General features: G+C 59.5%; 15 protein-coding genes and 1 pseudogene. 11 read left to right on the top strand and 5 right to left on the bottom strand.

Going from position 1 to position 14,383, the window contains the following annotated elements; all coding sequences use genetic code 11:
- Nucleotides 1-108 precede the first annotated feature (108 nt).
- Together O3W47_RS15240 and O3W47_RS15235 are read left to right on the top strand one after the other, a co-directional pair.
- Nucleotides 109-849, top strand: coding sequence for a DUF1223 domain-containing protein (locus O3W47_RS15240; RefSeq protein WP_269314069.1), 741 nt, complete (start codon nucleotides 109-111; stop codon nucleotides 847-849).
- A 400-nt stretch (nucleotides 850-1,249) separates the two neighbouring features.
- Nucleotides 1,250-1,642: a DUF2794 domain-containing protein gene (locus tag O3W47_RS15235; protein WP_003523170.1), complete on the top strand. Its 393-nt coding sequence runs from the start codon at nucleotides 1,250-1,252 to the stop codon at nucleotides 1,640-1,642.
- A gap of 125 nt (nucleotides 1,643-1,767) precedes the next feature.
- On the opposite strand, the gene O3W47_RS15230 is transcribed toward O3W47_RS15235, so the two are convergent.
- The 3 genes from O3W47_RS15230 to O3W47_RS15220 all read right to left on the bottom strand — a co-directional run bounded on the left by O3W47_RS15230 (nucleotide 1,768) and on the right by O3W47_RS15220 (nucleotide 5,992).
- The gene (locus tag O3W47_RS15230; protein WP_065114304.1) at nucleotides 1,768-2,505 is read right to left on the bottom strand and encodes a Bax inhibitor-1/YccA family protein; all 738 of its coding nucleotides are present in this window, start codon (nucleotides 2,503-2,505) and stop codon (nucleotides 1,768-1,770) included.
- 218 nt (nucleotides 2,506-2,723) lie between these two features.
- Entirely contained in the window at nucleotides 2,724-5,285 is a 2,562-nt protein-coding gene (locus O3W47_RS15225) for an ABC transporter permease (protein WP_269314068.1), read from the bottom strand.
- A complete protein-coding gene (locus tag O3W47_RS15220; protein WP_035263238.1) occupies nucleotides 5,282-5,992 on the bottom strand; it encodes an ABC transporter ATP-binding protein in 711 nt (236 codons plus the stop codon). Before O3W47_RS15220 ends, O3W47_RS15225 begins: the two co-directional genes overlap by 4 nt.
- Before the next feature lie 91 nt (nucleotides 5,993-6,083).
- Here O3W47_RS15220 and O3W47_RS15215 point away from each other — a divergent pair.
- Together O3W47_RS15215 and thpR are read left to right on the top strand one after the other, a co-directional pair.
- A pseudogene (locus O3W47_RS15215) lies at nucleotides 6,084-6,733 on the top strand (arylesterase).
- A gap of 68 nt (nucleotides 6,734-6,801) precedes the next feature.
- Nucleotides 6,802-7,395 carry an RNA 2',3'-cyclic phosphodiesterase gene (thpR, locus tag O3W47_RS15210; RefSeq protein ID WP_269314067.1) on the top strand — a complete coding sequence of 198 codons (594 nt, stop codon included), beginning with the start codon at nucleotides 6,802-6,804 and terminating at the stop codon, nucleotides 7,393-7,395.
- On the opposite strand, the gene O3W47_RS15205 is transcribed toward thpR, so the two are convergent.
- Nucleotides 7,329-7,808, bottom strand: coding sequence for a low molecular weight protein-tyrosine-phosphatase (locus O3W47_RS15205; protein ID WP_269314066.1), 480 nt, complete (start codon nucleotides 7,806-7,808; stop codon nucleotides 7,329-7,331). The genes thpR and O3W47_RS15205 overlap by 67 nt on opposite strands.
- Before the next feature lie 58 nt (nucleotides 7,809-7,866).
- Here O3W47_RS15205 and O3W47_RS15200 point away from each other — a divergent pair, with 58 nt between their 5' ends.
- The 7 genes from O3W47_RS15200 (at nucleotide 7,867) to O3W47_RS15170 (ending at nucleotide 13,686) form a co-directional block, all read left to right on the top strand.
- The gene (locus O3W47_RS15200) at nucleotides 7,867-8,172 is read left to right on the top strand and encodes a 4a-hydroxytetrahydrobiopterin dehydratase (RefSeq protein ID WP_003505045.1); all 306 of its coding nucleotides are present in this window, start codon (nucleotides 7,867-7,869) and stop codon (nucleotides 8,170-8,172) included.
- 51 nt (nucleotides 8,173-8,223) lie between these two features.
- Complete coding sequence (locus tag O3W47_RS15195) at nucleotides 8,224-8,604, top strand: YkvA family protein (protein ID WP_003523181.1); 381 nt, start codon at nucleotides 8,224-8,226, stop codon at nucleotides 8,602-8,604.
- Nucleotides 8,605-8,900: 296 nt separating this feature from the next.
- Complete coding sequence (locus tag O3W47_RS15190; protein ID WP_003523183.1) at nucleotides 8,901-9,404, top strand: invasion associated locus B family protein; 504 nt, start codon at nucleotides 8,901-8,903, stop codon at nucleotides 9,402-9,404.
- A gap of 266 nt (nucleotides 9,405-9,670) precedes the next feature.
- Nucleotides 9,671-10,843: a 23S rRNA (adenine(2503)-C(2))-methyltransferase RlmN gene (gene rlmN, locus O3W47_RS15185; RefSeq protein WP_080818564.1), complete on the top strand. Its 1,173-nt coding sequence runs from the start codon at nucleotides 9,671-9,673 to the stop codon at nucleotides 10,841-10,843.
- 109 nt (nucleotides 10,844-10,952) lie between these two features.
- Nucleotides 10,953-11,906: an ABC transporter substrate-binding protein gene (locus O3W47_RS15180; protein WP_003523186.1), complete on the top strand. Its 954-nt coding sequence runs from the start codon at nucleotides 10,953-10,955 to the stop codon at nucleotides 11,904-11,906.
- A 107-nt stretch (nucleotides 11,907-12,013) separates the two neighbouring features.
- Nucleotides 12,014-12,895 carry an ABC transporter permease gene (locus O3W47_RS15175; protein ID WP_080792418.1) on the top strand — a complete coding sequence of 294 codons (882 nt, stop codon included), beginning with the start codon at nucleotides 12,014-12,016 and terminating at the stop codon, nucleotides 12,893-12,895.
- The gene (locus O3W47_RS15170) at nucleotides 12,892-13,686 is read left to right on the top strand and encodes an ABC transporter ATP-binding protein (RefSeq protein ID WP_127756538.1); all 795 of its coding nucleotides are present in this window, start codon (nucleotides 12,892-12,894) and stop codon (nucleotides 13,684-13,686) included. The genes O3W47_RS15175 and O3W47_RS15170 overlap by 4 nt, the downstream gene beginning before the upstream one ends.
- Nucleotides 13,687-13,724: 38 nt before the next feature.
- On the opposite strand, the gene O3W47_RS15165 is transcribed toward O3W47_RS15170, so the two are convergent.
- On the bottom strand, nucleotides 13,725-14,372 hold the full coding sequence (locus O3W47_RS15165; protein WP_127756539.1) for a LysE family translocator: 648 nt from the start codon (nucleotides 14,370-14,372) through the stop codon (nucleotides 13,725-13,727).
- Between the last annotated feature and the right edge of the window lie 11 nt (nucleotides 14,373-14,383).

The following is a 14,383-nucleotide window of genomic DNA, read 5'->3' as shown; positions in this document are numbered from 1 at the left end:
CTTCGTGACTTTCTATTGAAGGGCAATAGACGTTATTTTCCGGTTTGCATCCCGGCAGGATTGATTGCATCAATTCGTCTGGATCTCTTCCGGACAAAGGTTTTTGTAATGCCGCTGAAATTTCCCCTGTCGATATGTCTTCTCGGCACGTTCCTCGTCACCTCCGCGCAGGCGCAGGAGGCCGTGAAGGGCGTCGTCGAATTGTTCACGTCGCAGGGATGCTCATCCTGCCCGCCGGCCGATGAAGCCCTGCGCAAGATGATCCAGAAGGGCGATGTCGTCGGTCTTTCCTACCATGTCGATTACTGGAACTATCTCGGCTGGACGGATTCGCTCGCCTCGAAGGAAAATACCGACCGGCAATATGGTTATATGCGCGCGCTCGGCCGCAACGGGGTCTATACGCCGCAGGCCATTCTGAACGGCCGCGACCACGTCAAGGGTGGCGATGTCCGTGGCATCTATGACAGGCTGGATGCGTTCAAGCGCGAGGGCAAGGGGCTGAATGTGCCGGTCTCGTCGAAATTTGCCGGTGACGAGGTGGAGATCGATATTGGCGCCGGCAGCGGCAAGGCCGATGTCGTCGTCGCTTATTTCACGCGCGAACAGACCGTGGATGTGCAGAAGGGCGAAAACCAGGGGAAAAAAATGTCCTACTGGCACAGCGTCTATGATGTGCAGACAGTCGGCATGTGGGACGGTTCGCCGATGACGGTGAAGCTTCCGGCGAGCGTGGTGGCCAAGGTGAAAAAGGGCGGCTGCGCCGTGCTGTTGCAGACGGCCAATGCCGGCGGCGATCCCGCGGCAATCGTCGGCGCAAGTATTCTGCTTGGAAATGAAAACCCCTGACCGCCTGTCGGGCGATGGAAGATCCGGTCCGGGCATTGGGGGCTGGGGGTAAAGGGTCAATGCACCGGACCGGGTCATCTTGGTGCCTAGGCATCAATTGACAATAGGACTATTCCACCCAATTCGGGCCATGGTTTGACCGAAATACGGCAGCCCATGTGAAAATGGCTGCCTAAATGGTTACCATTTTTAACTCCTGCTTTTGCCGCTGGCAGCGCTCGTCACAGAATCGGCGGGTGCAATTCTGTGCTGCCGTCCTCCGGTTCCGCTGCGCATCGAAGGCTTGTCGGACCTTTCCCGGAATTCCCTGTCCTGTGCGTCATACCGGTGCAAAGACTTGCAATTTCGCCCTCTCAGGCTCACACTGCGTGGATGATTTGGGTGGAATCGGAGGTATTGGATGACCGATCAACCGGATGTGCAGCAGGTGCAGACCGCTTCACGTGACAATTCCACCGTTATCGATCTCCGCGAATATAAAAAGAACAAGGACCCTTTGCCGGTCACCTTTCACCGCCGCGAGCTGGATGCGATCCTGCGCATCTATGGCCGCATGGTGGGAGAGGGTGAATGGCGTGACTACGCCATCGATCACCTGAAGGAAAAGGCGGTGTTTTCCGTCTTCAAGCGTTCAGGTGAAATGCCGCTTTTCAGGATCGAGAAAAACCCCAAGCTGGCGGCCAAACAGGGGGCCTATTGCGTGGTGAATACGGATGGCCGCATTCTGAAACGTGGGCATGAGTTGCCGCAGGTTCTGAAGGTCTTCGACAAGGTTTTGAAGCTCATCGAGTGAACGCCAGCGGGAGTGCGCCACCGCCCTGGATGGGGCAGTTCGGCCGCCACGAATGAAAAACATCTGTAAATAAAAAGGCGGCCGAAGGGCCGCCTTTCGCATGTCTGTCAGTAGAACTCTTAACCTTAGTCGTCGCGGTTTCCGAGGAACTGCAGGAGGAAGGTGAAGAGGTTGATGAAGTCGAGATAGAGCGTCAGCGCGCCCATGATGGCCTTGCGGCCAGCCACGGCAACATCGTCGCCGTCAAAGTACATTTCCTTGATCTTCTGGGTGTCGTAGGCGGTCAGGCCTGCGAAGATCAGCACGCCGATCGCGGAAATCGCAAACTGCAGTGCGGAAGATGCAAGGAAGATATTGACGATGGAAGCGATGATCAGGCCGAACAGACCCATGATCAGGAACGAACCGAGACCGGAAAGGTTCTTCTTCGTCGTATAACCGTAAAGCGAGAGTGCGCCGAACGAAGCGGCGGTCACGAAGAACGTCTGCACGATGCTCTGGCCGGTGAAGACCAGGAAGATCGCCGACAGCGAGACGCCCATCAGCGCTGCATAGACCCAGAAGGTTGTCTGGGCGGCGGAAACGCTCATGTTCTGGATACGGAAGCTAAGGAAGAAAACCAGTGCGAGCGGAGCCAGCATGACGACCCAGCGCAGCGGCGACGCATAGAGCAGCTGGGCGAAAGCCGGGTTGGAAGCGGCAAGCGTATAGGTGCCGAACGCTGCAACGCCGGTGATGACCAGAGCCAGCGCCATCAGGTTATAAACCTTGAGCATATAGGCGCGAAGACCTTCATCGATCATCGCACCAGTCTGAGCACGGGTCTGCGCCATGCGGTTCTGGTAGTTATTGAAGTCAGCCATTGTTTCCTCTTTTGAGCTCCGTGATTGCTACGGTGTCGGGATACCTCCCGGGCGCCGCTGCGGAGCTTCAGCAAGCCTGATCAAGAATATGATGGCAGAACGTGTTCTATACAAGGCCTTTTCCCTGCGAAAAGACACCATATGCGCGAAAAGCGCTCACGTTTTGGCGATCATTACAAAGAATTAATCGTTAAAGTTAAGCGGCGCACAACCGACGATCATTCACCTGCCTGCCGGAGAACCGGAGCCGCTTTCTGCCCGAGAATCCGCCATGTGCCCATGAGGCCGATGCCCACCGTCATGACGAGCGCGACGACGAGCGTTCCGATGGCCACATCCGGCAGGAAGCTGGAGGGCAGCTTCATGATGCGGGCGATCACGAACCATGCGGAGACGCCGCCGGCGAAAAGTGCGAAGACGGCGGTGGCGAGGCCGAGCATCATATATTCGTAGGAGAAGGCGCGTATGAGCAGATTTCGCGTGCCGCCCAGCGTTTTAAGGATAACCGCGTCATGGGTACGGGCGCGGTTTCCGGCGGCAAGAGCGCCGGCGAGGACCAGGACGGAGGCGATGAGGGCGACGGCTGCGGCGGCGCGAATGGCGGTGGCAAGCTGGCCGACAAGCCGGTTGACGACGTCGAGCGCATCCTTCACGCGCACGCTGGTGATCGTCGGATAGGCGTTGGTGACGGCGCGCAGGATACGGCCTTCATCGGCGGCGGAAGCGGAAGGGTCGGCGAGTGTCGCCAGCCATGCGTGCGGCGCGCCGCGAAAGGTGTTTGGCGAAAACACCATGACGAAATTGATCGACAGGGATTCCCATTCGACATTGCGCAGATTGGCGATCCTTGCCGTTATGCTACGGCCGAGCACGTTCACGGTCACCGTGTCGCCAATCTTGAGACCCAGTTCCCCTGCTTCCTCGGCCGCGAAGGAGACCAGCGGCTCGCCGCTATAGTCCGGTCCCCACCAGCTTCCTTCTGTGAGAGTCGCGTTTTCGGGGATATCCTGCGAATAGGTGATGCCCCGGTCGCCACGCAGAACCCAGCGTCCAGCCGGAGGTACCTCCATCTTCGTGACATCCTCGCCGTTGAGCGCCAGAATGCGGCCGCGCAGCATCGGCACTTCGGTCAGCGCGCCTTCCGGTGCTTCCCGCTTCAGAAGATCGCGGAAGCCCTGAACTTCGCTGCCCTGAATATCCACGAAGAAGAAATTCGGTGCCTTTTCCGGCAGGCTGTCCGTCAGTTCGCGACGCAGATTGCCGTCAATCAGGGTGAGCGTTACGAGGAGGGTCAGCCCGAGGCCAAGCGAAAGAACGACCGAGGGGGTGAGTGCGCCCGGCCAGTGAATATTGCCGATCGCCAGCCTGAGCGCAGCCGAATGAACGCGCGGGCTGCGCTTGGCGATGGCCTTTACGCCCGCAGCCACCAGTCGCAGCACCACGAAGGCAAAAGCGATGGCCGCAAGGAAGATCGAGGCGATGAAGCGGTCTTCCGCCGAAAAAATGGCGAGGGCGGCAAGCGCCGCCAGCAGCAGGCCGGTTGCGGCCAGATAGGGCCAGGAGGGCCAGCTTCCTTCTTCGAAACCCTGCTCGCGGAAAAGCGCGGTTGCCGGAACCTCACGCGCCTGGCCAAGGGGAACGATGGCGAAGGCGAACGTTGTCAGGAGGCCGAACAGGGCGGCAAGGCCGAGAGCGCCGGGATAGAATGCAAGCTCCTCCGGCACGGGCAGCACGCCCTCCAGAAACCGCATGGCGATGAGGGGCGCGACGGCGCCGACGACAAGGCCGATGACGATGCCGACGGCGGCAATGAATGCGATCTGGAAAAGATAGGTCATGGTGACCACCGAGGCCGGTGCCCCCAGGCATTTCAGCGAGGCGATGGTGGTGCGCTTGGAATCCAGAAACGCGCGAACGGCATTGGCAACGCCGACACCGCCGACGATGAGGGCGGTGAGGCCCACCAGCGTCAGGAATTGCGAGAAGCGATTGACGTTTTCGGTGAGCGATGGGGCCGCCCGGTCACTGGTGCGGATGGACCAGCCGGCATCGGGAAAGGCCTTGTTGGCCGCATCGGTCATCGTTGACCGTGCCGAAGGATCGTTCAGCCTGATCTTGTAGGCATGCTCGACCAGACTGCCGTTCTGAACGAGACCCGAGGCGAAAAGGGCGTCGCGGCTGAGCATAAGCCTTGGCGCGAAACCGAAACCGTCGGAGAGAGCATCCGGCTCGTCGACCACGGTGCCGGTCAGTTTCAGCTTCACATTGCCGAGCAGGATTTCATCGCCGACCTTGATTCCGAGCCGCTCAAGCAGAAGCGGCGCGGCGATGGCGCCATAGGTGTCGCCGTTCCCGGCCAGAAGCTCGCTCGGCGGTCGGTTCGGCTCGGCAACGAAGGTGCCATAGAGCGGGTAAGCGCCGTCGATGGCCTTCACTTCCGTCAGGGTCTGTTCGGACCCGTCGCCAAGGCGCGCCATGGAGCGCAGACCGGTGGAAACCGCGACGGTGCCGAGGCTGTCGAGATAGGCCCGCTCTTCCTGCGTCGCTTCCCTGTTACGCAGTTCGAAACGCACATTGCCCGCCAATATGGACTGACCTTCAGTGGCGATGGCGCTGGTGACCGCGCGCGAGACGGAATTGACGGCGGCGATGGCGCCGGTTCCAAGCGCGATGCAGGCGAGGAAAATGTAAAAGCCGCGTAACCCGCCGCGAATTTCGCGCCGCGCGATCCTTGCGGCGTTTCTGATATTGGCAAGAGACGGGATAATGGATCCGGTCATGCCGACACCGCCCGCGCCATATGGGAGGTGGCGCTGTCGCCCTCAATCTCGCCGGAGCGCACCTTGATCTGGCGTGAGCACCGAGCGGCAAGCGACGGATCGTGGGTGACAAGGATCATCGTCATGCCGCGTTCGGCCTGTTTGGCAAAGAGAAGATCGGCGATCTGCCTGCCGGTATCGGTATCGAGATTGCCGGTCGGTTCGTCAGCAATCAGCACGGCCGGCGAGGGGGCAAGCGCGCGGGCGATGGCGACACGCTGCTGTTCGCCGCCGGAAAGCTGGCCGGGATAGTGGTTGAGGCGTTCGCCGAGACCGACGGCGACGAGCTCACGTCTGGCGATTTCGAAGGGGTTCGGGGTGTTTGCCAGTTCGAGCGGAACCGCAACGTTTTCCAGCGCCGTCATGTTGGCGATCAGATGGAAGGACTGGAAAACAATGCCGATGTTGCGGCCGCGGAAATCCGCCAGCGCGTCCTCGCCGAGCTTGTGCAGTTCCGTATCCGCGATGATGATTTCACCGCTATCGAGCCTCTCGAGACCGGCAAGCACCATCAGAAGCGTCGATTTTCCCGATCCGGAGGGGCCGACGATACCAACTGCCTCGCTCTCTCCGATTGAAAGATCGATGTTCTTGAGAACGTGAACGGAGGCGGCGGCATTGCCGAGCGTGAGGTCGGCTTTCTTCAGCTCTATGATGCTTTTCGTCACAATTCTCGTTCCTATATAGGGTGATGAAAACGGTCTGGCGGTCGATGCGGTCGGTATTTCAGACAATGGGAACCAAGTTAGGAAAGCCGTGATGAGATTTAAAGCTGCCCTGTTTCACTTCATCGTCATTTTTGCCGCCGCCATTTCCGCAACTGTTGTCATGGCTCAGGAGCGGACATTGCAGCTGGTCGGACTCGGCGACAGCCTCATGGCCGGCTATCAGCTTCCCCCAACCGACAGCTACACCGCACAGCTTGAGGCTGCATTAAAGGGCAAGGGCGTCAATGTCGCCATCGCCAATGCCGGTGTGTCCGGCGATACCTCTTCCGGTGGTCTGGCGCGGGCGGAATGGTCGGTTCCCGATGGCACGGATGGGGTCATCCTGGAACTCGGCGCCAATGACGCTCTGCGCGGAATTCCCCCGAACAGACCGAAAAGAACCTCGACACCATCATTTCCGGTTTTCAGAAGCGCAACATAGCCGTGTTGCTGGTCGGCATTATGGCGCCGCCGAATATGGGCGATGATTATGCCAGACGCTTCAATCCGATCTTTCCAAAGCTCGCCGGAAAATACAACCTGTCGCTTTATCCCTTCTTTCTGGATGGCGTGGTGACGGACGATACGCTGAAGCTGGATGACAAGATGCACCCCAATACGAAAGGTGTGGCAATGATGGTGGAGAAATCTTTGCCGGCTGTTGAAAGCTTCATCAAGACAATCGGTGCGCAAAAAAAATAAGCACTTGCGCCCGTCTGCATTGCGTGATTCGCTATGCTTGTTCTGCCAAGAGATTCGGGGAGCTCGCCATGCCGAGACTGTTTACCGCCCTCGAAATTCCGCGCAATGCGGCTATGAGCCTCTCATTGTTGCGCGGTGGTCTGCCGGGAGCCCGGTGGATCGATGTGGAGAATTATCACATAACCCTGCGTTTTATCGGTGACATCGACGGGCGAACCGCCGATGAGGTTGTCGACAGGCTGGATCGGATCGAAAGACCGGAATTCCAGCTCAGTCTCACCGGTATGGGGTCCTTCGGTTCCAAGAAGCCGCATTCCATCTGGGCCGGGGTTTCTCCCTTGCCGGAAATGCATGCGCTTCAGGCGGAAATCGAGCGGATCTGCCAGAGGATCGGTCTCCCACCCGATCCGCGCAAGTTCATGCCGCATGTCACGCTGGCGCGGTTGCGCTCCTCCCGCGTGGACGATGTGGTGCAGTATCTTTCCGGACGCGGCAACTTCCGCACCTCGCCCTTCACGGTCGGCCGCTTCGTGCTGATGTCGTCGAAGGAATCGGTGGGCGGCGGACCCTATATCGTTGAAGAGGCGTTTCCGCTTCACGAGGCGCGGTCCAGCTCCATCTTTTCGAGCAACGATCTACATCCTGCCAAGAGCATGTTGTAGACCTTGAGGAACCCGTCCTCGGCCCCGTAATAGGGATCGGGGACGTTCTCGCGACGGCCAGTGGCATAATCCATGAAGAGATGGATCTTGTGTCGCTGCCTTTCCGGGCTCGATTGCAGCAGATTCGCCAGATTGTTTTCGTCCATGGCGAATATCAGGTCGAAGGTCTCGAAATCCGCAGGGGTGACCTGTCTCGCCCGCTGCCGGGAAATTTCGACGCCGTGCCGTCGCGCCATGGCGATGGATCGCGGATCGGGTGCGTCACCCGCATGCCAGCCGCCGGTGCCGGCGGAATCGATGGTAAGCCGATCAGACATGGTCGCGCCGTCGGCAAGGTGTCGCAAAACCCCTTCGGCCAGCGGTGAACGGCAGATATTGCCCATGCAGACAAAAAGAATAGCTGTATGTTTCATGGAATATGCGTCGATCCGGTCGTTGAAGCGTTAATGGGTCTCAAGCGGAGGCAAGTTCATGAAATATCCCAGACTCGAGCCGGACGCCATCCGGCAGGCCCTGTCGAAACTAGAGGGCTGGTCCCTGCGCGAGGACGGAGCGGCGATCGTCCGTTCCTTCAAGTTTTCAAGTTTTGCGGAAGCCTTCGGTTTCATGGCCGAATCCGCACTTGTCGCGGAAAGGCTCAATCACCATCCCGAATGGTCCAATGTCTATTCGCGGGTCAAGGTCTGCCTTACCACCCATGATTCGCAGGGTGTGACGGAGCGGGATTTTCTTCTGGCCGAGGCCATGCAGAAGGCGGCTGCGGGCCGAAGCAATTGAACGGCGGACCTTAAATCCCATATAATAGCCGTGACCGGAGGACCGTCGATCATGGATGATGTGAAAATCGGTGAAATTCTTCTGCCGGGTGAAACCGACAGGCAGCAGGAGCGTGAGACTGTGGTGCGGGCGAAATTCTGGCCCAAGCTGAAGCGCGTGATGTCGAAGGTGCCTTTCGCACGCGATGCGGCGGCTGCCTATTATTGCGCGATCGACCGCGATACGCCGCTGCGCGCCAAGGGTATCATTCTGGCGGCGCTCGCCTATTTCATCATGCCTATGGATGCCGTGCCGGATGTGCTGGCCGTTATCGGATTCACCGATGATATTGCCGTCATCACGGCGGCGCTCGCCATGATCCGCGCCCATATCAAGATGGAGCATTACGAGGCGGCTGACGCCATGCTGAAACGGCAGCAGGAAGCCGGGTAACGCCTCTGTGATCTGCCTCTTCGGGTGAGCCCGACGGGCGACAAATTCTTGCCTGAGTTTATGTGTCATACACACGGAGGAAGGGTGTTTCGCGCCCTTCTCCTCAGGGCGTCGGGAGTCGCCAATCTGTAACACCGCAAGACGTTTCCGGCATTTTATGCGTGTTGTTGACGGTTTGGTAACCGCTTCCCGACCACAATGAGAAAAGACGATCCGCACCTGAACGTGGCCGATCCAGAAACTGGGCTCGCCGATGCTTCGGGCCAATGGAAGACAATAACCCGGCAGGAAATTCTATGTTTGTAAGAAGTGTAGCAACCGCAGCGGCCATTTTGCTGACCAGCGTCGGCGTAGCATCTGCACAGTCGCCCACGCGCATCCAGCAGTTCAATGCTTGGGGTGCCTATTCGTACAAATCGGGCAACAGCACCGTCTGCTACGTTCTTTCCATTCCGACCGCCAAGGAACCGGCAAGCGTCGATCACGGCGATATCTTCTTCATCGTCTCGCAGCGTCCCGGCCAGAACATTTCCTATGAGCCGCAGGCCATGGTGGGTTATCCGCTCAAGCAGGGCTCCAAGGTCAATGTGACGATCGACAACAAGAACTTCGTCATGTTCACCAAGGACAAGGCCGCCTGGGTTGAAAACGCTGCCGAAGAACCGGCACTCGTTGCCGCCATGAAGGGCGGCAAGTCGATGACCGTCAAGGCGGTTTCCGGCCGTGGCACCGCGACATCCTATTCCTATTCGCTCTCGGGTATTTCGGCTGCTCTCAAGCAGATCGAGAGCTGCAAGTAATCCTGACGCTTTACCGCGTTCGATAATGGCCGGTCATCGACCGGCCATTTGCGTTTTTGCTTGTTTGGTGCTAAAGGCGCGGCAACATTGACAGGCGGATGCGCGAAAAGTGCTCCGCCTTTGATTTTCTCGACATGCAGACGATTTTCCGCCTATCCGAAAGGCTGGTCGTGCGATGCATGGAATGGTGGGATAGCGTAATGTCCGTAATGCAAGCCCCTGCCGGCCTGGCAGTCAAAACCCCGTTGATCGCCAATAGCGATCTCATGTCCGGCAAGCCGTCGCTGATCGGCCTGACCCGTGAGGAAATGGGCGAGGCGCTGGCCGAAATCGGCGTGCCGCAGAAGCAGGTGAAGATGCGCGTCAGCCAGTTGTGGAACTGGCTTTATGTGCGCGGCGTCTCCGATTTCGACAATATGACCAATGTCGCCAAGGAGCTTCGCGAGAAGCTGAAGGTGGCCTTCACCATCGCCCGTCCGGAAATCGTCGAGGAGCAGATCTCCAATGACGGCACCCGCAAATGGCTGATGCGGTTTCCGCCGCGCGGTGCTGGCCGTCCCGTCGAGATCGAAACGGTCTATATTCCGGAAGAAGGGCGCGGCACGCTGTGCATCTCGAGCCAGGTCGGCTGTTCGCTCACCTGCTCCTTCTGTCACACCGGCACCCAGCGCCTGGTGCGCAACCTGACGGCTGAGGAAATTCTCGCGCAGCTTTTGCTGGCCCGTGATCGGCTCGGTGATTTTCCCGATGGTTCGACGCCGGTTGGCGCTTATGTGCCAAGCGAGGGCCGCAAGGTTTCCAACATCGTGATGATGGGCATGGGCGAGCCGCTCTATAATTTCGAGCATGTGAAGACCGCGCTTCTGATTGCCACCGATGGCGATGGCCTGTCGCTCTCCAAGCGTCGCGTCACGCTCTCAACCTCGGGCGTTGTGCCGGAAATCTTCCGCACCGGCGATGAGATCGGCGTGATGCTGGCGATTTCGCTGCATGCGGTGCGCGATGAGCTGCGCGACATGCTGGTGCCGATCAACAAGAAATATCCGCTGAAGGAGCTGATCGAAGCCTGCCGCAAATATCCGGGCCTTTCCAATGCCCGCCGCATCACCTTCGAATATGTGATGCTGAAGGATGTCAATGACAGTCTGGAAGACGCCAAGATGCTGGTGCAGCTTCTGAAGGGCGTTCCGGCCAAGATTAACCTCATTCCGTTCAACCCATGGCCGGGTACGAACTATCAGTGCTCGGACTGGGCGCAGATCGAGAAGTTCGCCGATTTCATCAATCAGGCCGGTTATGCCTCGCCGATCCGCACGCCGCGCGGCCGCGATATTCTCGCCGCCTGCGGCCAGCTGAAGTCGGAATCGGAGCGCATGCGCAAGACCGAAAGGCTGGCTTTCGAGGCGATGATGATCGCCAACCACGGCGCGGATGACTGAATAAGCCGCAATTGCCGCCTGAAAGCTTGTTTTGCAGCGGTTCTCCGATTGATTTCGGGCTGTCTTGTTCCTAAGAAGACGAAAACAGGGAACCAACAGGAGGATATCCATGCGCGCATTCATTCTGGCTCTCGCTGCCGCGAGCGCCCTCGTTCTGCCGGCCAAGGCTGAAAACGTCACCGTCGCCGTCACCGCCATCGTCGAACATCCGGCACTTGACGCTGCTCGTGATGGCGTCAAGGCGGCTCTTGCCGAAGCCGGTTACAAGGAAGGCGAGAACCTCAAGTTCCTGTACGAGTCCGCGCAGGGCAATCCCGGCACCGCGGCGCAGATCGCGCGCCAGTTCGTGGGCGATGCGCCGAACGTCATCGTGCCGATCTCCACGCCGTCCGCACAGGCCGTCGTTGCCGCCACGCGCGACATTCCGGTCGTCTTCACGGCGGTTTCCGATCCGGTCGGCGCACAGCTCGTCAAGGACATGCAAAAGCCCGGCCGCAACGTGACCGGCCTTTCCGACATGCTGCCGGTTGGCGAACACCTGGCGCTCATCAAGGAAATCTCGCCGAACGCCAAGTCCATCGGCTTCATCTACAACTCGGCCGAGGCCAATTCCGTTTCGACGCTGGCCCTCTTGAAGGCCGAAGCCGAGAAGGCGGGTCTCAAGGTTGTTGAATCCGTCGCCACCAAGTCCGCAGAAGTGCAGGGTGCAACCCGCGCGCTGGTCGGCAAGGCCGATGTGATCTACGTTCCGACCGACAACACCATCGTTTCCGCTTTCGAAGCGGCTGCCGGTGTTGCATCCGAAGCGAAAATCCCGCTTTACGCCGCCGATACGGATTCCGTCGCCCGCGGTGCGGTTGCTGCCCTCGGCTTCAACTATTTCGACGTGGGCAAGCAGACCGGCGCCGTCGTCGTCCGTATTCTCAAGGGTGAAAAGCCGGGCGATATTCCGGCAACCGTTGCTGTCGGCACTGATCTGGTGATCAACAAGAAGGCCGCCGAAAAAGCTGGCGTCACCTTCCCGGAAAGCATCACCAAGCGCGCCACCAAGGTCATCGACTGAACCGAAACCAGACTGAATAACGGGCGGCGGCAAATTCGCCGCCCGTTTTACGTGGCACGAGACGGTGCCCGTCTCCGCCTGATGGCGGCAATAACAAGGACATTACCGTGAGCCAAATCGCCTTCTGGGGTGCCGTGGAGCTGGGATTGGTCTTCGCTTTCGTGGCGATCGGCGTTTATCTCGCTTTCCGGGTGCTTGATTTTCCTGACCTGACCGTGGACGGATCGTTTCCGCTCGGCGCCGCCGTGGCTGCCGTGCTGATCATCGCCGGTCTGAATGCCTGGGTTGCGACGGCGATTGCGATGGTGGCCGGTGCCGCCGCCGGCATCGTGACCGCGACGCTCAACGTTCGTTTCAAGATCCTCAACCTGCTTGCCTCGATCCTGACGATGATCGCGCTGTTTTCCGTCAATCTTCGCGTGATGGGAAAGCCGAATGTCGCGCTGCTCAATCAGGACACGATGATATCGCCGTTTTACGGCCTCGGCCTGTCGGAATATCTGGTGCGGCCGCTGTTCGTCGGCGCGCTGGTGCTGGTCGCGGTCATCCTCGTCTGGCGTTTCCTTGAAAGCGATGCGGGCCTTGCCATGCGCGCGACGGGCGCCAATGCCCGGATGGCGCGGGCGCAGGGTGTGAAGACCGGCAACCAGATTTACCTCGGCATGGCGCTTTCGAATGCGCTGGTCGCTCTCGGCGGCGCGCTGTTTGCGCAAACCAACGGCTTTGCGGATGTGACCTCCGGTGTCGGCACCATCGTCGTCGGCCTTGCCGCCGTCATCATCGGCGAAACACTTTTCGGTGCGCGCGGCATTCTGATCGCGCTGATCGGTTGCGTCTTCGGCTCCATCGCCTATCGTCTCGCCATCCAGCTCGCTTTGTCGAGCGATGTACTGGGTCTCAAGGCATCCGATCTCAATTTCGTAACGGCGGTATTGGTGGCAATCGCATTGATCCTGCCCCGACTGCGCCGCGGGGGAGCAACATCGTGATTTCCCTTTCCGACATCCAGGTCGTCTTCGGACGCGGCACGCCGCTGCAGAAGCAGGCGCTCTCCAAGATCGATCTTACCATCGACGATGGCTCCTTCGTCACCGTCATCGGCTCCAATGGCGCCGGTAAATCGACGCTGCTCGGCGTATTGGCGGGCGATGTCCTGCCGACGGCGGGCAGGGTGATGATCGGCGGCGCCGATGTTACCCGCAAGCCGACCGCCAGCCGGGCGGGGCGAGTAGCGCGCGTGTTTCAGGACCCGCTGGCGGGCAGCTGCGGCGCGCTCACCATCGAGGAAAATCTGGCGCTGGCGGCATCGCGCGGCGAGCGTCGCGGCCTTCTGCCGGCGCTTGGACGCGGCCGTCGGGATTTCTTCAAGGAACGCATCGCTTCGCTCAATCTCGGGCTGGAAAATCGTCTGAAGGACCGCATGGACCTTCTGTCCGGCGGTCAGAGGCAGGCGGTCTCGCTCGTCATGGCGACGCTGTCCGGCTCGGATGTGCTGCTGCTCGATGAACATACTGCTGCTCTCGATCCCGGCATGGCCGAATTTGTGATGGAGCTGACCCGTAAGGTGGTGTCGGAGCGCAAGCTGACGACGCTGATGGTCACCCATTCCATGCGTCAGGCGCTGGATTATGGCACCCGCACGATCATGCTGCATGCCGGTGAGATCGTGCTCGACGTCTCCGGCGATAGCCGCAAGGATCTCGAGGTCGAGGACCTGATCGATATGTTCCGCAAGATACGCGGCCAGAAGCTCGATGACGATGAGTTGCTGATCGGTTGATTGTAAAAAGGCGCCGCAAGGCGCCTTTTTGTTTGCCGTCAGCGCGCCTGCGTGAAGAAAATCTTGACGGCGAAAAGCGAAAAGACGCCGGCGATCGTATAATCCAGTCCGCGCAGAATTTTCCGGTTGCGTTGCAGCCAGGCTGAAAGAACATCTGCGGCGATCACGATGCCGATGCCGATCGGCAGCGCGACGATGATCGACCAGATGCCGAGGAAGATCAGCTTGCCGGTCACGTGCGGGTCGGATGCGCTGACGAATTGCGGCAGGAAGGTCATGAAAAAGATGATGATCTTCGGGTTCAGCAGGTTGACCCATATGCCGTTCAACAGTGCCGATTTGAGGGAGGACTGCGCTTTTTCGCCGGTGCTCTTCACCATCACGAAATCCGAGCCCTTGCGGATCGCCTGAATGGCGAGCCAGACCAGATAGGCAGCCCCGCCGGTCTTCAGGATCATGAAAGCCGTCGGTGAAGCGACGATGAGGGCGGCGACGCCAAAGGCGACCAGCATCGTGTGCACGGTGATGCCGATATTGGTTCCCACAAGCGTCATGAAACCCGCTGCCCGGCCCTCGCGCAGAGAGCGGCTGATCCACAGCGTCATGTCAGGCCCCGGCGTCACCGCCAGAAGCAGAATGGCGATGGTGAAGGCTATCAATGTTGGCAGGCCTGGAACGAAATCCATCGCGGCACCCG

The organism is Agrobacterium sp. LMR679 (genome assembly GCF_027157905.1).
Taxonomy (GTDB): Bacteria; Pseudomonadota; Alphaproteobacteria; order Rhizobiales; family Rhizobiaceae; genus Agrobacterium; species Agrobacterium leguminum.
The sequence above is the reverse complement of the archived record's forward strand: the minus strand, read 5'-3'. Positions and strand labels throughout refer to the sequence as shown.